Origin of the sequence: Novosphingobium sp., assembly GCF_037133355.1 — a bacterium.
Classification (GTDB): Bacteria; Pseudomonadota; Alphaproteobacteria; order Sphingomonadales; family Sphingomonadaceae; genus Novosphingobium.
Genome location: NZ_JBAXOI010000013.1, coordinates 99619 through 121630 on the forward strand (window position 1 = coordinate 99619; position 22012 = coordinate 121630).

At 66.9% G+C, this 22012-nt stretch carries 17 protein-coding genes; 7 read left to right on the forward strand and 10 right to left on the reverse strand.

Translation table 11 applies throughout. The features are described 5' to 3' along the window. Window positions 1-99 precede the first annotated feature (99 nt). From WCL10_RS13760 to WCL10_RS13770, 3 genes are read left to right on the forward strand one after another with little or no spacing between them, the layout of a single operon-like run. The gene (locus WCL10_RS13760) at window positions 100-1647 is read left to right on the forward strand and encodes a tryptophan halogenase family protein (protein ID WP_336896231.1); all 1548 of its coding nucleotides are present in this window, start codon (window positions 100-102) and stop codon (window positions 1645-1647) included. Further along, window positions 1644-2516 carry an ROK family protein gene (locus WCL10_RS13765; protein WP_336896232.1) on the forward strand — a complete coding sequence of 291 codons (873 nt, stop codon included), beginning with the start codon at window positions 1644-1646 and terminating at the stop codon, window positions 2514-2516. The genes WCL10_RS13760 and WCL10_RS13765 overlap by 4 nt, the downstream gene beginning before the upstream one ends. After that, window positions 2513-3688, forward strand: a complete 1176-nt coding sequence (locus WCL10_RS13770) for an ROK family transcriptional regulator (protein ID WP_336896233.1) — start codon at window positions 2513-2515, stop codon at window positions 3686-3688. Before WCL10_RS13765 ends, WCL10_RS13770 begins: the two co-directional genes overlap by 4 nt. Before the next feature lie 148 nt (window positions 3689-3836). On the opposite strand, the gene WCL10_RS13775 is transcribed toward WCL10_RS13770, so the two are convergent. From WCL10_RS13775 to WCL10_RS13790, 4 genes are all read right to left on the reverse strand, one after another. Beyond that, window positions 3837-4859, reverse strand: coding sequence for a LacI family DNA-binding transcriptional regulator (locus WCL10_RS13775; protein WP_336896234.1), 1023 nt, complete (start codon window positions 4857-4859; stop codon window positions 3837-3839). 84 nt (window positions 4860-4943) lie between these two features. After that, the gene (locus WCL10_RS13780) at window positions 4944-5903 is read right to left on the reverse strand and encodes a fumarylacetoacetate hydrolase family protein (RefSeq protein WP_336896235.1); all 960 of its coding nucleotides are present in this window, start codon (window positions 5901-5903) and stop codon (window positions 4944-4946) included. After that, on the reverse strand, window positions 5900-6469 hold the full coding sequence (locus WCL10_RS13785; RefSeq protein WP_336896236.1) for a cupin domain-containing protein: 570 nt from the start codon (window positions 6467-6469) through the stop codon (window positions 5900-5902). Before WCL10_RS13785 ends, WCL10_RS13780 begins: the two co-directional genes overlap by 4 nt. Before the next feature lie 85 nt (window positions 6470-6554). After that, window positions 6555-8015, reverse strand: a complete 1461-nt coding sequence (locus WCL10_RS13790) for an MFS transporter (RefSeq protein ID WP_336896237.1) — start codon at window positions 8013-8015, stop codon at window positions 6555-6557. Between the two features lie 197 nt (window positions 8016-8212). On the opposite strand from WCL10_RS13790, the gene WCL10_RS13795 reads away from it, so the two are divergent. Next, the gene (locus tag WCL10_RS13795; protein ID WP_336896238.1) at window positions 8213-9412 is read left to right on the forward strand and encodes an MFS transporter; all 1200 of its coding nucleotides are present in this window, start codon (window positions 8213-8215) and stop codon (window positions 9410-9412) included. On the opposite strand, the gene WCL10_RS13800 is transcribed toward WCL10_RS13795, so the two are convergent. The 5 genes from WCL10_RS13800 to WCL10_RS13820 all read right to left on the reverse strand — a co-directional run bounded on the left by WCL10_RS13800 (window position 9409) and on the right by WCL10_RS13820 (window position 15104). Beyond that, on the reverse strand, window positions 9409-10419 hold the full coding sequence (locus tag WCL10_RS13800; RefSeq protein WP_336896239.1) for an aromatic ring-hydroxylating dioxygenase subunit alpha: 1011 nt from the start codon (window positions 10417-10419) through the stop codon (window positions 9409-9411). The genes WCL10_RS13795 and WCL10_RS13800 overlap by 4 nt on opposite strands. Before the next feature lie 222 nt (window positions 10420-10641). After that, entirely contained in the window at window positions 10642-12321 is a 1680-nt protein-coding gene (locus tag WCL10_RS13805; RefSeq protein ID WP_336896266.1) for a GMC family oxidoreductase, read from the reverse strand. A gap of 11 nt (window positions 12322-12332) precedes the next feature. Continuing rightward, on the reverse strand, window positions 12333-12932 hold the full coding sequence (locus WCL10_RS13810) for a gluconate 2-dehydrogenase subunit 3 family protein (RefSeq protein ID WP_336896240.1): 600 nt from the start codon (window positions 12930-12932) through the stop codon (window positions 12333-12335). Next, a complete protein-coding gene (locus WCL10_RS13815; protein WP_336896241.1) occupies window positions 12929-13987 on the reverse strand; it encodes a sugar phosphate isomerase/epimerase in 1059 nt (352 codons plus the stop codon). The genes WCL10_RS13810 and WCL10_RS13815 overlap by 4 nt, the downstream gene beginning before the upstream one ends. A gap of 16 nt (window positions 13988-14003) precedes the next feature. After that, the gene (locus tag WCL10_RS13820; RefSeq protein WP_336896242.1) at window positions 14004-15104 is read right to left on the reverse strand and encodes a Gfo/Idh/MocA family oxidoreductase; all 1101 of its coding nucleotides are present in this window, start codon (window positions 15102-15104) and stop codon (window positions 14004-14006) included. A 111-nt stretch (window positions 15105-15215) separates the two neighbouring features. On the opposite strand from WCL10_RS13820, the gene xylB reads away from it, so the two are divergent. The 3 genes from xylB to WCL10_RS13835 are packed head-to-tail and all read left to right on the forward strand — an operon-like array spanning window position 15216 to window position 19624. After that, window positions 15216-16658 carry a xylulokinase gene (gene xylB / locus WCL10_RS13825; protein ID WP_336896267.1) on the forward strand — a complete coding sequence of 481 codons (1443 nt, stop codon included), beginning with the start codon at window positions 15216-15218 and terminating at the stop codon, window positions 16656-16658. Between the two features lie 11 nt (window positions 16659-16669). Beyond that, window positions 16670-17983, forward strand: coding sequence for a xylose isomerase (gene xylA, locus WCL10_RS13830; RefSeq protein WP_336896243.1), 1314 nt, complete (start codon window positions 16670-16672; stop codon window positions 17981-17983). 18 nt (window positions 17984-18001) lie between these two features. Then, entirely contained in the window at window positions 18002-19624 is a 1623-nt protein-coding gene (locus WCL10_RS13835) for a family 43 glycosylhydrolase (RefSeq protein ID WP_336896244.1), read from the forward strand. Here the strand turns inward: WCL10_RS13835 and WCL10_RS13840 are convergent. Next, the gene (locus tag WCL10_RS13840) at window positions 19621-22011 is read right to left on the reverse strand and encodes a glycoside hydrolase family 3 C-terminal domain-containing protein (protein WP_336896245.1); all 2391 of its coding nucleotides are present in this window, start codon (window positions 22009-22011) and stop codon (window positions 19621-19623) included. The two genes, WCL10_RS13835 and WCL10_RS13840, sit on opposite strands and share 4 nt — an antisense overlap. Window position 22012 lies beyond the last annotated feature (1 nt).

Below are 22012 nucleotides of genomic sequence, written 5' to 3' on the forward strand. Positions count from 1 at the left end.
TTTGGGGGGGAGGCCGCAAGGTTCTCCCCCCTTTCTTGTCCGCCAAGCGGGCGCGGCCGTGCTATCGGGCCGCAACAACGCCAGCAACGGGCCAGCTGCATGCATAAACCTGAACCCCTGCGCTCTATCTGCATTGTCGGCGGCGGCACGGCCGGGTGGTCGGCAGCGGCGCTGCTTGCGGCGGTGGTTGCGCCTTCCGGCTGCCGCATCACACTGATTGAATCGAGCGACGTGCCAACCGTCGGCGTGGGTGAGGCAACGATCCCGCCGGTGTTCGAGTTTCTCGCCAATTGCGGGATCGACGAGATTGATTTCATTCGCCATTGTCAGGCGACCTTCAAGCTGGCGATCCGCTTTGACGACTGGCTGGAGCCGGGGCACCGCTACTGGCATCCCTTCGGCAACATCGGCGTCACCATCAACCAGCGCCCGTTTCATCACTACTGGTGGAAGAACAAGGCGGCGGGTCACAGCGAGACGTTCGCCGATCTCTGCCCGGCGATAGCGCTGGCCGAAGACGGCAAGTTCGCCTTCCCGCCGCCGGACGGCAGTTTCCCGGGCGGTGCACTCAATTATGCGCTGCATTTCGATGCGGGGCTGGTCGCGAAGTATCTGCGCCGCCATGCCGAGGCCAAGGGCACCGCGCATATCGACGCGCGCATTTCGGGCACCGAACTTGCCGAGGATGGCTCCATTGCTGCGGTTATGCTGCAGGATGGGCGGCGGATTGCGGCGGATTTCTTTATCGACTGCTCGGGCTTTCGCGGGCTCCTCATCGAGGAGGCGCTCCACGCAGGGTACGAGGACTGGACGAAGTGGCTGCCCTGCGACCGCGCGGTTGCCATGCCCACCGCGACCATCGGCCCGGCAGCGCCCTATACGATCTCCGCCGCGCACGAGGCGGGCTGGCGCTGGCGCATTCCGCTGCAATCGCGGGTGGGCAACGGCTACGTCTATTCCAGCCGCCATATCAGCGACGAGCGTGCTGCCGAGACTTTGCGGGGGGCGGTAGCGGGCGAGGCGTTGGCGGAACCCCGGTTCCTGCGTTTCACCGCCGGGCACCGCAAGGCGATGTGGGTGAAGAACTGCCTCGCGGTGGGGCTTTCGAGCGGGTTTCTGGAGCCGCTGGAATCGACCTCGATCCACCTCATTCACACCGCGCTCAACCGGCTGCTCGACTACTTCCCGGACCGCACCTGCGATCCCGTACTGGCCGCCGCCTACAACCGCGAGGCTGCGGACGAATACGCGCATATCCGGGATTTCCTGCTGCTCCATTATGTGCACAACCGGCGGCATGGCGAACCGTTCTGGGATGAGATCAGGGCAAACCCCTTGCCGGAATCGCTGGCTGCCAAGCTCGAGCTGTTTCGCCGCACGGGCCGGATCGTCTCGCGGCGGCGGGAGTTGTTCGCCGATGTCAGTTGGTTCTTCGTGGCGGCGGGCATGGGGATTGTGCCCGAAGCGCTCGATCCGCTGGCCGATGCGGCGCCTTTTGACGAGGTTCGCAGCGTGATCGGGCAGATCAGCGAAGTGATGGGCCGTTATCGCGCGGCGGCGCCGATCCACAATGACGTTCTGGCGCGGCTGCTCGATCCCGCACTGAAAGGGCGGCCTTCGTTTTCGCAGACCTGGGGCGCCCGGTGATTGCCGGGCTGGAACTGGGCGGCACCAAGTGCGTCGCCACGTTGGCCGAGGGGCGCGAGGTGGTGGAGCAGCGCCGGGTGCCGACGCGCGATGCCGCTGCAACAGTGGGCGAGCTGACCGCGATCCTTGACGAATGGGTCATGGCGCACCGGGTCGAGGCGATCGGCGTCGCCGCTTTCGGCCCGATCCGCACCGACCGCAGCGCACCGGATTTCGGCACGTTCCTCGCCACGCCCAAGCCCGGCTGGCAGGGCTTCGCGCTCGCGGCACACCTCGAGGCCCGTTATGGGCTGCCGGTGGGGCTCGACAGCGATGTCAACGGCGCGGCGCTGGCCGAAGGGCGCTGGGGCGGGGCCGCGGGCATGGCGAACCATGCCTATGTGACTGTCGGCACCGGGGTCGGCGTGGGGCTGGTCGTGGGTGGGCGCACTTTGGCCGGGCGCGCACACAGTGAAATGGGGCACATTTTTGTGGACCGCGCGGCGGGTGACGAAGGGCCCGGAAACTGCCCGTTTCACGGGGCTTGCGTGGAGGGATTGATCTCCGGACCCGCGCTTGCGGCCCGAACGGGGCTGGCAGGAGAAGCGCTGGACGAAATGCATCCGATATGGAATCAATTCGTCCATGTTCTTGCACGGCTCGTCCATACCATTGTGCTGACCGCAGCACCTGAACGCGTTGCGCTGGGGGGCGGAGTGCTGGCAACGCGGCCCGGGCTGGTGGCGCGCGTCGATGCGGCGGTGCGCGATGGCCTTGCCGGCTATGCACAAGTGCCCTTCACCGTGGGCCCACCGCTGCTGGGCGACCAGGCCGGGCCGCTCGGCGCACTGGCGCTGGCCCTGGGCCGGTTGGAAGCGGGGGCGGCGTGAATCTGGGGCTGACGTACAGCAGCTATCGCGGCGCAACGATCGAGGATGCGGGTGCCCACAACACGCGCATCGTGCTGCGCGCGATCCGTGCGCATGGCACGCTGACCAAGGCCGATCTTGCGCGGCAGACGGGCCTTGCCCATCCCACCGTCACCAATATCACGCGGCGGCTGATCGACCGGGGATTGCTGCGCACGGCGGGCATGCAGCGCGGCGGGCGCGGGCAGCCGGCGACACGGCTGGTGATCAATGCCGAAGGGGCGCATGCCATCGGCCTCAATGTCGACCGCGACCACATCACCATGGTGCTCGCCGATTTCGCAGGGACGGTGAAGGCAAGGCTCGATCAGGAAATCGCATTCGCGCTGCCCGAGCAAGTGCGCAGCTTCTACCGCCGCAATCTCGACCGGCTGCTGGCGATGGCGGGTGTGGGCGCGGAGGCGATCACCGGGATCGGGCTCGCGCTGCCTGATGGCCTTGGCGTGATCGACCTGCCGGGCATGCCGGGCGATTATGCGCAGTGGTCCGCCACCAATCTCGAGGCGCTGTTTGCCGATCCGCTGGGCAAGCCGATCTTCATCGAGAACGATGCCGCCGCCGCCGCGATCGGCGAGATGCAGTTCGGGCGGGGGCAGAAGGAGCCGAGCTTTTTCTACGTGCTCGTCAGCTACGGCCTCGGCGGCGGGCTGGTGGTGGGCGGGCAGTACAATCGCGGCGCTGACGGGCGCAGCGGCGAGATCGGTTTCATGCCGGTGATGTGCGATTCCGGCGGCATGGTGCCGCTCCAGTCGATTGTCTCGATTGCCGGGCTTAACCGCCGTCTGGCACTGGCGGGCCGCCCGCCGCTTGCGCACGGCGAGGCGCTCGTTGGCGACAGTGCCCTGCAACGTATTCTTGACGACTGGATCGAGGAATGCGCTCGCGCGCTGGTGCAGCCGCTGGTGGCGGTGAACCTGCTGATCAACCCGGGCGTGGTGCTGGTGGGCGGTCGGCTGCCGATGCCGCTACTCGAGCGGCTGACCCAGCGCGCCAATCTCCTGCTGCGCAGCGGCGGCCGCGATGCCCCGGCGATTGCCCCGGTCATGCCCGCAGCGCTGGCGGAGGACGCTTCGGCGGTGGGGGCCGCACTGCTCTCGTTCGATGATCTCGCGCTGGCCGGCGAGGGGGGCTGAGCAAACCCGCGGCGGCTTGGTGCTGCGCAAACCCGCAAACTTCTCGTCATTCCCGCGAAGGCGGGAATCCAGAGAGGCCTGCGCCGTGTGTGTGGCTCTAGCCCCCCCGCCTTCGCGGGGGTGACGAATGGGGATGATTGCGGTCGCTCTAGCCTGCCTTTGGCGGCGCGGTGCTGCGGCGGATGAGGAGTTCGTGGGCGAGGTGGATGTCGCCGCCCGCAGGTTCGCCTTTGAGGACTTGGAGCAGCATGTCCATCGCGCGGTAGGCCATGTCCTCGACCGGCTGGCGGATCGTGGTGAGCGGGGGCCAGACGACGCGGGAAATGTCGGAATCGTCGAAGCCGACGACCGAGAGGTCCTCGGGCACGTGCAATCCGCATTCGCGTGCTGCGGCCACTGTTGCTGCGGCCATGTCGTCGTTCTGCGCGAGGATCGCGGTGGGCGGCGGATCGAGCGCAAGGAGGCGCCGCGCGGCGGCAAGGCCGGAGTCGAAGGTGAACAGCCCGGATTCGATCATCTCGGTGCGCAGGGGAATGTTCGCCTTGGCGAGCGCCTGCATATAGCCCACGAGCCGCGCGTCGGAGGCGGCATGGCTGGGATCGCCCTTGATCACGCCGATACGCTTGTGGCCAAGCGCGATGAGATGTTCGGCGGCTTCCTGCGCGGCGGCGACATCGTCCATTGCGACCGACGGGCCCTGGCCGAGCAGACGCGTGGGCGAGATTCGCGCGAACGGCATGCCGCCTTCGCGCAGCTCGCGCATCAGGGCCGCGTTGTCCGATGCGGGCGGGGCGAGCAGCACGGCATCGAGCGCAGCCGAACGGAGCAGGGCGATGATCTCCTCCTCGCGCTCGGTGACGGATTCGACCGGGAGCACAACGAGGCGGAAGCGTTCGCCGTGAAGCCGCTCCAGCGCGCCTTTCTGGAGTTCGACGACGTAGCTCGGGCTCGGCTTTTCGTAGACGAGGCCGATGAGGTAGGAGCGGCTACGCACGAGGCCCTGCGCCGCGACATTGGGATGATAGCGCAGTTCGCGCATCGCCTCGTGCACGCGGGTCTTGACCGCGTCGGTCACATGCGGCTCGTTGTTGACGACGCGGCTCACGGTCTTGGCCGAGACTTGCGCCAGCCGCGCGACATCGACAATCGTGGACCGCTTCGCCTTGCGCATGGGTATCAGGCAGCCTCGCCGCTTGGTGGGAACGTTCCTTCCGGTCCTACACCGAGGCTGCCGCCAATTGCAAAGCGTAGCTGCTCAGCCCGCGCGCACAACCTGCTGCGCGATCGTACCGAAGGGCGCACCGCCCGCCGCATCGCGGCCCGTCATGCGGATGGTGTCGCCAAAGGCCATGAAGGCAGTCTGGGCGCTGCCGTGCGCAATGATCTCGATGGCGCGGATCTCCGAGATGCAGCTTGAGCCCACTTCGGCGTAGTTGGCATTGGAGACGGTGCCCGAGCCGATCACCGTGCCCGCGACCAGATCGCGGGTCAGCGCGGCGTGGGCGACGAGTTCGTGGAAGCCGAACGCCATCGCCGCGCCGTTCGCATGGCCGACGTGCTTGCCGTTCCAGTCGATGTGGAGATCGAGGCACACACGGCCGTCCCGCCACGCCTCGCCGAGCTCGTCGGGCGTAACGGCGAAGGGGGCCATGGAACAGGCGGGCTTGGCCTGTACCCAGCCGAAACCGGTCTTCATCTCGATCGGTGCGATAGCGCGCAGCGACCAGTCGTTGATCTGCACGATGAGGCGGATGTGGTTGAGTGCATCGGCCGCGCTGGTGCCCATGGGAACGGCATCGACGATCACGCCGAATTCGCCCTCGAAATCGATGCCGTTCTCCATCGCGGGGAAGGGGACGGGATCGGTGGGCCCGTAGAAACGGTCGGACAGGCCCTGGTACATCAGCGGGCGGTCCCCTTCGTGGGGATCGTGCTTGAAGGCGATCGCCATGAGATCGCCATGGGTGGTGAAGGCCGAGCCATCAAGCCACTGCCACGTGCGCGGGAGCGGGGCGGCGAAGGTGCCAGGATCCACCGGTTCGCCTTCACCGGCGGCGAGGCGGGCTTCGGCGGCTTTGAGCTGAGCCTCAGTGGCCGGCCAGTCCTCCATGGCGGAGAGAAGATTGCCGCCGACACGCAGCACGCGGGTGCCGTCCGCCGAGACAAGCGCCAGCGCGCCGTCGGGCGAGCCATCGCGCAGGGTGGCGAGTCTCATGCCTTCAACTCGGGCGCGAATTCACCGTCGATCAGAACGAAGACGATCCGGCAGTTCTTGTCCGAACGGTTGGCCCAGCCGTGGTTGGTGCCGCGCTGGATCACGATATCGCCGGGATAAACGGTGGTTTCGCCCTCATCCATGATCAGCACGAGTTCGCCTTCGATGACGATGCCGTAGTCGATCGTTTCGGTGCGGTGCATCAGCGCGTGGCGCGCACCTTCCTTGGCGGCGTTGGAGGCGTGGCCCGCGCCGATTTCGGCGAAGTGCGCGGCGGCTTCTTCGGGCGTCATGGTGCGGATGCCATCGCCCTCTGGCGGAATATCGAGCACGCGGATGCGGGTGCCGTTCTTCGGCGGGGCGAGGACTACGCCTGCCTCATGGGGTTCGCCCGAAGCGGCGTCGATGGGCACGGGGGTGGCCTGCGTGTTCCAGACTTCATGGAACAGCGGCCCGATCTCGCCGCCGACGCGCTGGACGCGGGGCGTGGCGCTGTCATCCTGAATGATGGCGCGCCCTGCAGCATCGTGGCCCGTGACCACGCGGCGCACTGGTTTGAAGTCCATATAATCTCCCGCGATAGTTATCTATCTGTTTTACAGATAGATTTAATCTGATTGCAATTAACAATGCCGATGATCACCTGGAACGTCAATCCGTCCTTGGGCCTCGCTCTGCGGCAAACAGCGTTGCCGGAAGGCGCGATACGGCGAGCACGGCCACGGTGAGCAGCACGGCCACCATGATCGCTCCGGGCAGAAGACCGGCGAGGCGCGCAGCAGCGTCGTGGCCAGGCACCGAAAAATAGGCCGAACCCACCAGCGCGATGCCAAGCGCGCCACCAAGTTGCTGCGCGGTACGCATCGTGGCGCTGGCGGTTCCGGCATGGGTGCGCGGGACTTCGGAGACAACGATGGGTCCAAGCGGTCCGGACAGCGTGCCGAAGCCGATCCCCGCAAGCGCCAGCGTAACGACCAGCGCCGGACCGCCATCGACCGCAGCATGTATAAGCGAAAGGGTGCTGACGATGCCCGTGCCCATCAGCACGCCGCCCGCCATCGGCAGCAAGCGCCCGAGCCGGGGGAGCAGGCGCGGGACGATGAGACCCACCGCGATCATGACACCGAGGCCGAAGGGAATGTGGATCAGCGCCGTCTTCAGGGGAGTAAGCGCAAGGCCCTGCTGGAGCGCGACGGCAAAGATCATCAGGAAGCCCACCGAACCGCTGTTGAAGGCCATCGCGGCAATGACGCCCCAGCGGAACGTCGGCAGCGCGAAGAGCGAGGGCTCGATCATCGCCGGCAGCCCGTCCGCGCGCCGGGCGACCGAGCGCCGCCAGCCGAGGCTCACGGCGCCGATCCCGCCGACAAGGATCGCGGCGGCGGTTGTGGGGTCAAGATCGTCGTGTGCCTGAATCAGCGCAAGGAGGATCAAGCCGAAGCCGGCGGCAAACAGCGCAGCGCCGCCAAGGTCGATCGCAAGGCCGCGGTGCTCCTCGCCCGTTCTGGGGAGGGTAATGCGGCCCATGGCAAGGGCGAAGAGGCCGACCGGCAGGTTGATCAGGAAGATCAGCCGCCAACCCAGCCCAAATAGATCGAGCGCGATGAGCATGCCGCCGATGATCGGGCCGACAATCGCGGCAAGTCCGATGATCATGCCGAAGAAAGCCAGGCGCTTCACGCGTTCGAGCGGGGTGTAGAGCAGTTGGACGATGGCCATGGTCTGCGGACCCATCATTGCTCCGGCCGCACCTTGCAGCACGCGGGCGACGACGAGGACCAGCGGCGTCGGCGCAAGGCCGCAGAGCATCGAGGCGAGCACGAAGCCGGCAACGCCGCCAAGGAACATGCGGCGATGGCCGAAGGCATCGCCCAGCCGCCCGCCCAGCAGCAGCAGCGAACCCAAAGTGAGCAGATAGCCCGCGACGATCCATTGCATGGCGGCGGGCGAGGCATCGAGCCCGGTGCGGATCGCGGGGAGAGCGGTGTTGACGATGGTCGAATCCGCAACCTCGAGCACCACGGCGGTAAGCACGGTGAAGAAGGCGAGCGCGCGCTGCCGGTCATCGAGTTCGTGCGGCAGCCTGCTGCCCGGTGCCAATCCCGCCGTCACGTTGCCCCCGATCTCCCCGTCTATCCATCTTGGCGGCCCGGAGGTGAAGCCCACAAGTGCCTGATCAAACTAAAATCATGCTTCTATTATGACCGGATGTCTCCTATGGTCAAGCACCGGGCGTCGGCATGCAAGGCCGAAGCCGCGTGGCCGCGACGAAAAAACCGTTTGGGGAGAAAATCTTGGCAAGCATATCGATGGCTGACCGCAAGGCCGGCCTCGCCCAGGGGCTGACGGTGATCATCGCCGGATTCCTGCCGATTCTGGCGATTGTCTCGATGTTTCCGGCAATCCCGGCGATCATCGGCCACTTTGCACCGAGCGATCCGGCGGCGGGCTTGAAGGTCCCCTCGATGGTCACCGCGCCTGGGCTGACGATTGCGCTCGTCGCGATGTTTGCCGGCCTGATGGTTGACCGTTTCGGGCGGCGCTCGCTGCTGCTGATTTCCACCTTCTTCTACGGAATTGTCGGCACCGCGCCATTCTTTCTCGACAATCTCGACGCCATCTATGCCTCGCGCCTGCTGCTCGGCCTGTGCGAGGCGGTGATCCTGACCACGGTCAACACGCTCATTGCCGACTATTGGCCCGAGGAAGGCCGCCGCAAGTGGCTGGCGCTGCAGGGTCTGGTGGGCCCCGCCCTCTCGTCGCTGATGATCTTCTTTGCCGGCACGATGACCGCGTGGCGCTGGAACGGGATCTTCCTGCTTTATCTGCTCGCCTTGCCGATCTGGCTCGCCATGCTGCGCTGGATGTTCGAGCCGGCAAGCGATGCCACGGCGCGGGCCATGCTGGGGATCGACGAAAAGGATGATGGCAACTTCCCGTGGAGCGCAATGCTGGGGATCGCGGGGCTCACGCTGTTTTCCTCGGCGATCTACTATGTGTTCATCGTCAATGGGGCGACCGTCTGGCAGGAGCTGGGCATCTCCGATCCGCAGAGCATCGGCCAGATCACCGCGCTGCCGACGCTGTTCATTCTGGCGGGCGCAAGCCTGTTCTGGTTGCTCGGCAGCCGGGGCGTCGCCTCGCCGGTACTGATCGCGATCTTCCTCGGATTTCTGGGCGCGGGCCTTGCCGTGATGGGGCTGACGCGCGGCTGGCAGGGCATGATCCTCGGCATGGCGCTGCAGCAGACGGGCGCTGGCATGGCGATCCCCACGCTGATCGCATGGGCGCAGAGCCAACTGCCCTTCCAGCACCGGGGGCGCGGCATGGGCATCTGGACCGCGACGTTCTTCTTCGGCCAGTTCTCCTCGCCGCTGCTCGTGGGGCTGCTGCGCGGCGCGCTGGGGACGATGCAGGGTGCGTTTCTGGTGGCGGGGATCGTCAGTGCGATCGGGGCTATGCTGCTGCTCGTGGTGCTGTCAGGTTCTGCACGGAAAGCGGCGGTCTAGGCTAAAGGCGCCTCCTCCGCCTTGCGCAATAGCATCAACGCCCGGCGCGCGCGGATGGCGCCGGCGTCGGTTTTGAGGATCGCGGGGCGGGCGTCCCAGAAGTCCTGATCGCCAAGCGCGCGCTGGGCGGCCTCGATCATCGGTTCATCTTCTTCGACGAAGACCTTCCGGGCCATTTCGGCGGCCTGCGGGTTGTCTTCGTGATCGTAGAAGTAGTGCGACGAAGTCCCGGTCTCGGGCGTGATGATGTGCGGGTTCACCATCGGCGGGACGATCAGCGCGGCGCGCTGCGTGCCGGCCTTGGCGAGGCCGACGGTGAGTGCCATCGCGGCGGGGGCATGCCAGCGCATGTGGAGCCACTGGTCGATCTTCGCGCCGGGCTGGAGCATCGGCTTGGACCATTCCGGCGGCTCGGCATCCGTCATGTCCCAGTTGTTCCAGATGGCGCCATCACCGTCCTGGCGCACGGTCTGCGCTCCGTGGAAGATCGAACCGTTGACGCCGAAAGTTTCGACATGGAGGAACTCGGCGTGGGTGAGGTCCATCAGGTTGTCGGTGATGAGCTCGTAATTGCCCGCGATCCGCAAGACACCGCGGTGCATGCCGCGATCTTCATCGAGGAAGCTGAAATCGGGGATCTTCGCGGGATCGGCGAGCGCCGGATCGCCCGGCCAGAACCACAGGCCGCGATGCTTCGCCACGATCGGCATGGAGGCGGCGGCCACGTGCGCCGGGGGATCGCTGGGGAAGGGCGAGTGGACACAGGCGCCCGTGCCATCGAAGCCGAGCCCGTGGTAGCGGCACTGGACGGTGTCGCCCACGCGCTTGCCCATCGAAAGCGGTACGAAGCGGTGCGGGCAGCGGTCGGCGATCATCGCATAGCTGCCATCGGCCTTGCGCCAGATCAGCCACGGCTTGCCGAGAAGGGTGCGCGAGAACAGCGCCTCGCCTGCGATCTCATCGACCCAGGCAGCCATGTACCAGAGATTGCGGACATAGGCGGTCATTGTGTCGCGCTCCTTCCGAGGTTTCGCCGCTGCTGCGGCGCGCTTTCCTACACGGCCGGAATTTGTCATGCTGGCTGCGCCGCTCATTGACATTGTCCGTTTGCAGGTGATTGGCGGAAGCGGTGTCACTGTCACCGCCGATCCGTTAGACTTTTGAAATCAGGGCAAAAAAGGCGCGAATTTGAGGGTGACACGGTGTAACCCTGTGTCACCCTCGCAGCATCAGATCGCCCCCGATTTGAGCAGCGCCGCCGCATGGTTCGCGGCCCGCGCGGTCAGCGCCATGTAGGTGAGCGAGGGGTTCTGGCAGGCGGACGAGGCCATTTGCGCGCCGTCGGTCACGAAGAGATTGGCGACGTCGTGGGCCTGGCTCCACTTGTTGAGCACGGAGGTAGCGGGATCGAGCCCCATGCGCGCGCCGCCCATTTCGTGGATCGCGGTTCCGCCGGGGCCAGGGTGATCGAAGCCGAACATCACGTGGCCGCCCGCTTTGGTCAGCATTTCGGTCGCATCGGCCTTGGCCTGCGCGAGCGCGGCGTTTTCCTCCGCGCCGAAGGCGAAATCGATGTGGAGCTGCGGGATCCCGTTGGCATCGACCTTGGTACGGTCGAGCGTGAGGCGGTTGCTGGCGCGTGGCACGCAATCGGCGAAGGCGACAAGGACCATGCGCCATGGTCCGGGCCTGCGCAGCTTCGCCTTGTAATCCGCGCCGATGCCGGCCTCGCGCTTGCCGGCAGTCCAGGTCGATTGCAGCGCGCCGCCCTGGAACGAGAAGCCGCGGGCGTGGCCGGTGCCGTCCATCGTTTCCATGTTGCGGTAGCGCGGGATGACGACGCCGGTCGGGCGGTTGCCGAAGCTGGTCCACTGCTCGAAGCCGGGCATGATCGCGGCGGCGGAAAGCGTGTTGGCGTGGTCCATGATGTGCGTGCCGAGGACGCCGCTGCTGTTGGCAAGGCCGCCGGGCATGGCCTCGCTTGCGGAGTTCAGCAGGAGGTGGACCGAATTGAATGCACCCGCATTGAGGAAGACCATGCGCGCGGTCGCCGATGAGCGGACCTTGGTCTTGCTGTCGATCCAGCGCACGCCGGTGACGCGGCGGGTCTTGGGATCGTAGTCGACGTGTTCGACCGCAGCGTCGGTGATCAAGGTGAGGTTGCCGGTGGCTTGCGCCGCCGGAAGCGTGCTCGATTGGGTGGAGAAATAGGCGCCGTAGGAGCAACCACGCGCGCAGATCGAGCGGCTTTGGCACAGGCCCCGACCGTCCTTTTCCGCCGTCAGGTTGGCAGTGCGGCCGATGGTGAGGCGGCGTTCGGGCCAGTTCGCCATGATCCGCTCGCGCGCGGCCTGCTCGACCACATTGAGCGCGAAGGGGGGCAGGAACCTGCCGTCGGGCAGCTGGGGCAGGCCTTCCGCCGCCCCGGCCACGCCGATGAAGTCCTCGACCTTGTCGTACCACGGCGCGAGATCGGCGTAGCGGATGGGCCAGTCAGTGCCGTGCCCATCACGCTTGTTGGCGCCGAAATCATAGTCGGACCAGCGGTAGCATTGCCGGCCCCAGGTGAGCGAGCGGCCGCCGAGCTGGTAGCTGCGGAACCATGTGAAAGCGGTATCCGCGCCGGTCTGGTAGGGGTTCTCGGCGTCGTTCACGAAGTGGCCCTGCGTGAACTCGGTGAAGTGGCGATTGAGGCTCTGCACCGCATATTCGCGGGCATAGATCTCGGCATCGCCGTCGCCCCGGAAGGGCATGTCCCAAGGGGCCTTCACTTCGGTGTCGTAATCGACCTGATGCTCGATCTTGCGGCCGCGTTCGAGGAGGAGAACCTTGAGGCCGGCCTCGGTCAATTCCTTGGCCGCCCAGCCGCCGGTAATGCCCGAGCCGACGACGATGGCATCGAAGTTCATGGTCTCGTCCATCAGCCGAAGTCCACCGCTGTCCAGTCGCTGGAATAGGCGCGGGTTTCTGGCGTGACCGGCACCTTGGGATCGAACCGGCCGGGGACCAGTTCGTAGTTCAGTTCCTTCGATCCGCCGATCTCGCTGGTGTAGTAGCCGGTGAGGATCAGGCCCTTGATTGCGCGCCACGGGGCTGCGGCGGGATCGTTCTTGAAGGCGGTGGCATCGAGCGCGGCCAGCGCTTCATGGCGGCGCGCGGAAGGCAGGGTGAGCCACTTGGGGCCGAGCCTGGCCTCGAGCCATGCGGCATGATCGAGACTGCCATCGGCGCGCAGGTAGGGCGCGAAGGAGGGATCGGCGGCGGGCGGGCGGCGCGTGCCTTCGAGGCCATGGGCGAGCGCGACGAGCACGAAATCGCCCGCGCCGACTGCGCCCGCGCCGGGGGTATCGGTCGCCGGGATTACGTGATCGGCCACCGTGCGCATCAGCTTGCGGCGGCGGGGGGAGGGGGCGTCCTTGGGGTCCAGCTTGGCGAGGACGGCCGCGCCGCCGGGCACTGCAGCCTGAACCGCCACCAGCGCGGCAGCGCCCAGGAAGCTGCGTCTGCTCCAGCCGCTCATTCGGCGATGCCCATGATCCGGCGGTTGAGCGCGCGGTCTGCACCGCCGGCGGCAAAATCGTCAAATGCGTGTTCGGTAATCTTGATGATGTGCTTCGCGATAAAGGGCGCGCCCTCGGCCGCGCCGACTTCGGGGTGCTTCAGCGCGCATTCCCATTCGAGCACGGCCCAACCGGCGAAATCATTGGCCGCCATCTTGCTGAAGATGCCGCCGAAATCGACTTGCCCATCGCCCAGCGAGCGGAAGCGGCCAGGGCGATCTACCCACGACTGGTAGCCGCCATAAACGCCGCTGCGGCCATTGGGTCGGAACTCGGCATCCTTGACGTGGAAGCACTTGATGCGCTCGTGGTAGATATCGATGAATGCGAGATAATCGAGCTGTTGCAGCACGAAGTGGCTGGGATCATAGAGAATGTTGGCACGGGGATGATTGCCGACGGCCTCGAGGAAGCGCTCGAAGGTGACGCCGTCATGCAGGTCCTCGCCGGGGTGGATTTCGTAGGCGGCATCGACGCCGTTGTCCTCGAACACGTCCAGGATCGGTTTCCAGCGCCGGGCGAGTTCGGCGAAGGCATCCTCGACAAGCCCTGCCGGACGCGCCGGCCAAGGGTAGAAATAGGGCCAGGCGAGCGCGCCGGAGAAGGTCGCGTGGGCGGCAAGGCCAAGGCGGCGGCTGGCGATGGCGGCGTTCTTGACTTGGCAGACCGCCCATTCCTGCCGCGCGGCCGGTTTGCCATGGAGTTCGGGCGGAGCAAACCCGTCGAACTGCGCATCGAAGGCCGGATGCACGGCGACGAGCTGGCCCTGAAGGTGGGTCGAAAGCTCGGTGATCTCCAGCCCTTTTTCGGCCAGCATGCCCTTGACCTCGTCACAGTAGTTCTGGCTTTCCGCCGCCTTGGTCAGATCGAACAGGCGCGCATCCCACGAGGGGATCTGGATGCCCTTGTAGCCGAGCCCGGAGGCCCATGCGGCGATGCTTTCGAGGCTGTTGAACGGGGCGGTATCGCCCGCAAACTGCGCGAGGAAAATGCCGGGACCTTTGAGTGTCTTCATGGGGCTTCTCGTCTGGTCAGAGCGTCAGGGGCGTCCAGCCGGCGCGGGCGGCGCTGGCGCGGACGGCGGTGTCGATGAATGCCATGGAGCGCAGGCCATCGCCGGCGCCGGGAAGCAGCGGGGCTTCACCGCCGCGCAGCACTTCCGCGAAATCGCGGTAGAGGTTGGCGAAGGCTTCGAGATAGCCTTCGGGATGGCCGCCGGGGGTGCGGGTGCGGCGCGCGGCATCGGGGCCGAGGAGGCCGGTGCCAGCGCGGATCACTTCGCTGCGGCCGTCGAGGCCGTGGAGTGTGAGCGTGTTGGGTTCCTCCTGCTTCCACACGAGGCCGCCGTTCTCGCCATAGATGCGGATGCGCAGGCCATTGAGTTCGCCAACTTCGATCTGGCTGGCCAGCAATACGCCGCGCGCCCCGTTTTCGAAGCGGAGCAGGACGCTGCAATCATCGTCGAGCAGGCGGCCCGGAACCACCGCGCCGAGATCGGCAAGCAGTTCGCTAACCTTCAGGCCCGTGACGAATTCGGCGAGGTGGAAGGCGTGGACGCCGATATCGCCGATGCAGCCGCCCGCCCCGGCGCGGGCCGGATCGACGCGCCATTCGGCCTGTTTGCCTTCCGCTGGCCCCGCGAGCCAACCTTGCGGATATTCGACAACAACTTTTCGCACAGCGCCAAGCGCCCCGGCGGCGATCCGCGCGCGGGCCTCGCGTACCAGCGGGTAGCCGGAATAGGTGTAGGTGAGGGCGTAGGGGAGGCCGGAGGCGGAGACCGCATCGGCGAGTGCCCGGGCTTCTTCGAGCGTCGCGGTCATCGGCTTGTCGCTGATCACGGGAAAGCCCGCAGCGAGCGCCGCTTTTGCGGAGGGCAGGTGATCGTGGTTCGGCGTGACAATCACGACGAAATCCGCGCCGTCGTCTCGTTCGCGCTCGCTCGAGAGCAGCGCGGCAAGATCGCCATAGGCGCGTGCGGGATCGATGCCGTAGGTTTCGCCCGCCGCCCGGCTGCGCGCCGGATCGGACGAGAATACGCCCGCCACCAGTTCGATTTCCCGGTCTAGTTCTGCCGCAATGCGGTGCACGGGGCCAATGAAAGCGCCCGGCCCACCACCGATCATGGCCATCCGCAGCCGACTCAAAACAGCATCTCCCCGTCTATTTGTAATTTAGGTTCTAATTTGTTAGATCGCCGGTTTCAAGCACGCGTTGACGTGCCGCGCGGGAGAATCGAAGCGGTGTTCCTCGGGATCGATCTTGGCACCTCGGGCGTGAAAGCGGTGGTGATTGCGCCGGACGGTACGGTTGCGGCGCAGGGCGCTGCGCCGCTCGCGGTGTCGAGGCCGCGGCCCGGCTGGTCGGAGCAAGACCCGGCGGATTGGTTGCGCGGGGCTGACCTTGCCGTGGGAGCCATCCCGGCTGATATCCGTGCACGGGTGCGCGGGGTCGGCCTTGCCGGGCAGATGCACGGAGCTGTGCTGCTCGATGCGGCGGATCGCCCCTTGCGCCCTGCGATCCTGTGGAACGATGGCCGCAGCGAAGCCGAATGCGCTGAACTCGAACGGCGCGAGCCGCGTGCCCGCGCCATCACCGGCAACCTGGCCATGCCCGGCTTCACCGCGCCCAAGCTGCTCTGGGTCGCCGGGCACGAGCCCGATGTTTTTGCACGCACAGCAACGGTGCTGCTGCCCAAGGATTACCTGCGCCTGTGCCTCACCGGCGACAAGGCCACCGACATGTCGGACGCGGCGGGCACTTTGTGGCTTGATACGGGCGGGCGGCACTGGTCCGAGGCCATGCTAGCGGCAACGGGACTGAGTGAGGCGCACATGCCAGCGCTTTTCGAAGGCTCGGAGGCGACCGGAGTTCTGCGCGCCGATGTGGCCCAGCGCTGGGGCATGGCGCGGGTTCCCGTCGCGGCAGGGGCGGGGGACAATGCCGCCGGGGCGATCGGGGTGGGCGTTATCGGGGAGGGAGACGCGCTGCTTTCGCTCGGCACCTCGGGCGTGCTTTTCGTCGCCACCGACAGTTTCCGGCCCAATCCGGCGGGCGCGGTCCATGCCTTCTGCCATTGCCTGCCGGGCCTGTGGCACCAGATGGCGGTGCACCTTTCGGCAGCTTCATGCGCGGATTGGGCGGCGGGCCAGCTCGGTCTGGACGGGCCGGGCACGCTGTTCGAGCTGGCCGCGAGCGCTGGCGCCGAGGCCGGCGAGGAACTGTTCCTTCCCTACCTTGGCGGTGAGCGCACGCCGCACAACGATCCCGCAATCCGCGCCGCCTGGCTCGGGCTTGGCCACCTGACCACGCCGGCGCGGCTGGCGCGGGCAGTGCTGGAGGGCGTGGCCTTTGCCTTTGCGGACGGGCTTGCCGCGCTGGAAGGCGCGGGCGCCGGGCCCAAGCGCCTCGCCGTGATCGGCGGCGGTGCGCGCTCTCGCCTGTGGGGCGAAATCATTGCCGCCGCGCTGGGTTTGCCGCTCGATTATCTCGCGGGCGGAGAAGTCGGCCCGGCGCTCGGTGCGGCCCGGCTCGCGCGCATGGCGGTGACGGGCGAGGACGCGGCCGCGGTCTGCATGCGGCCGCCGGTGCGCGAGACGCTGCTGCCCGATCCCGCGCTGGCCGCCCGGCTGGCGCCGAAGCTGGCGCGCTTCCGCGCTGCCTATCCCGCGCTCAGAACGCTCTGAAAGGAACCCCGATGTCTGCCGACTACTTCGCGCCGTTCGACAAGGTCCGCTACGAAGGCCCTGAAAGCACGAATGATCTTGCCTATCGCTGGTACGACAAGGACCGGATCGTGATGGGCAAGCGCATGGAAGACCACCTGCGCTTTGCGGTGTGCTTTTGGCACACGTTCTGCTGGCCGGGCAGCGACGTGTTCGGTGCGGGCACGTTCAGCCGTCCGTGGCTGGGCGGGGCAAACGATGCGGCGGCGGCGCGGGCCAAGCGTGCGGCGGCTCTGGCCTTCATCGAGAAGCTCGATGTGCCCTACTACTGCTTCCACGATGTCGACGTGATGGCGGAGGCCGAAACCATCGCGGCCTATCGCAGCAGTCTGGCCGAGGCGGTCGATCATCTCGAGGCGTTGCAGGCGGCGCATGGGCGCAAGCTTCTGTGGGGCACGGCGAACCTGTTTGGTCATCCGCGCTACATGGCGGGTGCGGCGACCAATCCCGATCCCGAGGTCTTTGCCTGGGCGGCAGTGCAAGTGCGCGATTGCCTCGAGGCGACGCACCGGCTGGGCGGGGCAAACTATGTGCTGTGGGGTGGGCGCGAGGGCTATGACACGCCGCTCAACACCGAGATCGGCGTGGAGCTCGACAACTTCGGGCGGTTCCTCAGCCTTGTCGTCGAGCATAAGCACCGCATCGGCTTCACGGGCACGATCCTGATCGAGCCCAAGCCGCACGAGCCCACCAAGCACCAGTACGATTTCGATGTGCAGACGGTTTACGGCTTCCTCAAGCGCTATGGGCTGGAGGGCGAGGTCAAGGTCAATATCGAGGCCAACCACGCGACGCTGGCCGGGCACAGCTTCGAGCACGAGATCGCCATGGCGCGGGCGCTGGGCATTCTGGGCTCGATCGATGCCAATCGCGGCGATCCGCAGAACGGCTGGGATACCGACCAGTTCCCGGCTTCAGTCGAGGAATGGACGTTGGCCATGCTTGAATGGCTGCGCGCTGGCGGATTCTCCACCGGGGGGTTCAATTTCGATGCCAAGGTGCGGCGCCAGTCGGTGGACGCGGCAGACTTGTTCCACGGTCACATCGGCGGGATCGACACGATCGCCCGCGCCCTCCTGCGCGCCGCAGCGCTGATCGAGGATGGCGCGCTGGAGCACTTCCGCGCCGAACGCTACGCTGGATGGCAGGGGCCGCTCGGGCAGATGATCCATGCCGAGGGCACGACCCTGGGCGGGATTGCCGACCACGCGGTGGCTCGTGGCCTTCAGCCAGTGCGCAAATCGGGCCGTCAGGAATGGTGCGAGAACCTGGTCAACCGGGCCTGAGCCCTGAAAGGACTTGCCGTGGCTGACTTTGATCTCGACCGCCGGTCGCTTTTTACGCTCGGCGGGGCTGCGCTTTCGGGCGCGGCGCTGCCAGGAACGGTGCGGGCAGCAGTATCCGCCCCAGCGCCCCTGTGGGGCAAGGGCATCGAGGGCCAGCGCAAGGCCGATCTTGGCAATGGTACGTTCCGCAATCCTGTGCTCGCCGGGGACTATCCCGATCCCTCGGTCCTCAAGGACGGGGACGACTATTACCTCACGCATTCAAGCTTCGATGCGGCGCCAGGCCTTCTGATCTGGCACTCGCGCGATCTGGTGAACTGGGTGCCGGTGGGACCAGCGCTAGCGCATCCGGCAGCGATCGGCTTTGCGGTCGATCTGGTGAAGCATGGCGGGCGCTACTTCATCTACATCCCCTTCATCCCGGCGACGTGGTCGACCAAGGTGAAGGACGCGCCGCAAATCTGGGCGATCCATGCCGACAACATTGCCGGGCCGTGGAGCGAGCCGGTCGATCTCGGCATCCGGGGCTTCATTGATCCGGGGCATGTCGTGGGCGAGGATGGCAAGCGCTACTTGTTCCTTTCCGGGATCGAACGGGTGCAGCTTGCGGATGATGGCCTATCGGTGACGGGGCCAGTCACGCATGCCTATGACGGGTGGAAGTATCCCGACGACTGGATCACCGAGGCCTATGCGCTGGAAGGCCCCAAGCTGTTGCGGCGGGGCGAGTGGTTCTACATCATCACGGCGGTGGGCGGCACGAGCGGGCCGCCGACAGGGCATATGGTGACAGCCGCGCGTTCGCGTTCAGTGAACGGGCCTTGGGAAAATTGCCCGCACAATCCGATCATCCGAACACAGGACCCGGGCGAGGCCTGGTGGTCGCGCGGGCATGCGACGGCGGTCGAGGGGCCGGGCGGGCAGTGGTACTTCGTCTACCACGGCTACGAGAATGGCTACCGCACGCTGGGGCGGCAGACCTTGCTCGAGCCCTTCGTGTGGACAGCGGATGGCTGGCCGCGCGCGCTGGGCGGGGACCTTTCGTGGGCACTGCCGATGCCGGGTGGCAAATCCGGCGGGCCGCATGGCATGGCGCGCTCCGATGCCTTTGCATCATCCTCGCTGGGCACGCGCTGGACGGCCTATGGCGTAAGCCCCGATGAGGCTGCTTCCATTGCCATGGGCGGCGGCCGACTGGTGTTGCCGGGCAAGGGCGGCGGGCCGGCGGATGGCGCGGTGCTGACCCAGCAAGTGGGTGACCGGGCCTATGAAATCACCGTCTCGGTGGGAGTGGAAGGCGCGGCCGAGGCGGGGCTGCTGCTATTCTACAACCGGCGGCTGTTTCTGGGCATGGGCATCGATGGCGCTGGGATGAAGAGCTACCGCGGCGGACAGCCGATGTACTGGCGCGAGCCGGCGCCGCCAGCCCGGCAGATGCACCTGCGGATCGTCAACCAAGACCAGATCGTGACCTTCTTCTATAGCACCGACGGCGCGAACTGGACCCGGCACGCGGTGCGCTCCGAAGTCTCGGGCTACAACGCCAATACCGCCGACGATCTGGCGAGCCTGCGCCCGGCGCTGTTTGCAGCGGGCAAGGGGCAGGCCGTGTTCCGCGATTTCCGCTACAGGGCGCTTTAGGGACCGGTCTGGCCAAGGGAGGCCGGGTCGATGACGAGCGCCAGGCCCGCATCCTCGGCATGGCGCGCCACGCGCACGTGGTGCGGTGCGGGCAGGAGCTGCCAGCCGGTTTCGCCCCAGATCATGAAGCGGCGGCATGGGAGGGTTATCTCCACGCGCCGGCTCTCACTGGGGGCGAGGTGGACCTTTGCGAAGCCGATCAGCGTGGGTTCGGGTTCGTCACGATAGACCTGCACGACATCTGCACCGGGGCGGTCTGACAGGTTCGACACAGTCACGGCGATGCCGCCGGGCACAGCGTCGGCATCGGTCCAGCTAAAGCGAGCGTAGCCTTGGCCCGCGCCGAGGGTGTGCCGCGCGGTCTTCTCTGCGGCGATTATGCCGCGATAGCCGATGCGAGTGCCTTCGCTGTAGGGAAGCGAGCCGTCCGGTGCGGGCTGGAGCGCATAGCCGGGATAGTCGGCTTCATGGCGCGCGATGGTGACGGGCATGCGGCCGCCCGGTTCGCGGTCTCCCGCCAGAACGGCAGCGAGCGCGGCGGCGAAGCCTTCGCCGGGGTACCATGTGGCGAGATGGGCGGCGGCCTGGTCTTCCCACGTGGCATCGTAGGCGTGGCCGACATTGGTGATGATCGCAACGCGCGGGCTCACGGCGGTGACGCGGGCAATAAGTTCGAGCTGGCCGGGAGCGAGGCGCGTATCGGGCCGGTCCTTGCTTTCGACGGAGCTGTCGGACGTTTCGCCGACGATCAGCAGCACGGCATCGGCGCTTCGGGCCGCGGCTTCGGCGGCGGCGAGCAGCTCCTCGCCGCTGCCGGGCGCGCGGATGCCATACCACAGGCCGTGGACGCGGGCGCCGGTGAAGGTGAATTCGGCAGTGACGTCTACCGTCTGGCCTGCGGCGAGCTCCACGGGCGCGCTTTCGCTGTCACCGGCCTTGAGCACGCCCATGGTATCGCCCGGAGGGCATTCGGTAGTGGTCAGGATCTCGCGGCCATCCACCAGCATCTGCGAGACGCCGGTGGCGCCGAGGTGGAAGCGGTGGGTGCCGGCCTTTGCGGCGGTGAAGCGGCCCGAAGCGCGGATCGAGCCGCCTTTGGCAAACGGGGCCTGATCATGCATGCCCGCGAACCAGACGAGCGAATTGGTATCGCGCGTTTCGCGAGTGAGGGGCTCGCCGCTGCAATCGGTGTTGGCGAAGTATTCGAGCGTCATGCCGCGCGTGCAGCCATCGCCAATTTCGTGCGCCGGTTTGACCGGCATGAGCGGCAGGCGCGGGGCGGGATCGACCCCGGGTTCGAAGAGCACCTTGCAATGCGGCGCAAAGCGGGCGCGGATCGCCTCGATGGGCGAGGCGAGGTCCGGGCGCACCGAGATCTTGGCGAAAGTGCCCCCCTGGAAGCAGGGGGCAGCGGCATTCGGGCCGACAACCGCGAGCGTGCCGATCATGGTGGGATCGAGTGGGAGGAGCGCGCCTTCGTTCTTGAGGAGGACCATGCCGGCGGCGGCGGCTTCCTCTAGCAACGCGGTTGCTTCTGTTTGGGCCAGCGGCAGTGACTTGGAACCAGTTACTCGGCGGGCAGTGGCGGCGACGCGGGCTGCTGCATCCTGCACGCGAGCTTCGACGAGCGCGCTATCGGCAACCGCAGCGGCAGCCTTGGCGCCAAGAAAGCGGGCGGGGCCGGGCATTTCGAGATCAAGCCCGGCCGCCAGCGTGGGCGCGGTGCTATGGGTGCCGAACCAGTCGGACATGATCACGCCTTGATAGCCCCACTCCCCCTTCACCACTTCGGTGAGGACATGGTGCTGCTCGGCGCAGTAGTCGCCGTTGACGCGGTTGTAGGCCGCCAGCATTCCCGCGCAGCCCGCAGTCGCGGCGAATTCGAAGGGGATCAGGTAGACCTCGCGCAAGGTGCGTTCGTCAACCACGGCATTGACGCTGTCGCGCGCGGTTTCGCTGTCGTTGCACACGAGGTGCTTGGCGCAGGAGCCGGTGCCGGTGGATTGCAGGCCGCTAATCCAGGCCGCGCCCAGGATTCCGGCCAGCAATGGATCTTCGGAGAAATACTCGAAAGCACGGCCAGCCAGCGGGCTGCGGGCAAGGTTGATATTGGGGGCCAGCACCATATCGATGCCGCGCCCCACCGCCTCCTGCCCGACCAGTGTGCCAATGCGCCTTGCTAGATCGACGTCCCAGCTCGCCCCGAGCGCTGTTGCGCAAGGGGAGAGCCGCGCGACGTCGCGTTCATCGACCTTGCCGCTGGCGATGCCCATCGGACCGTCGCTCATGGTGAAGGCGGGGATGCCCGCTTCGGGGATCGCGACCGAAGACCACATCGCTGCGCCCGCCGTGAGCGAGGCGGCCTGATCGAGGGAAAGCGCAGTCATG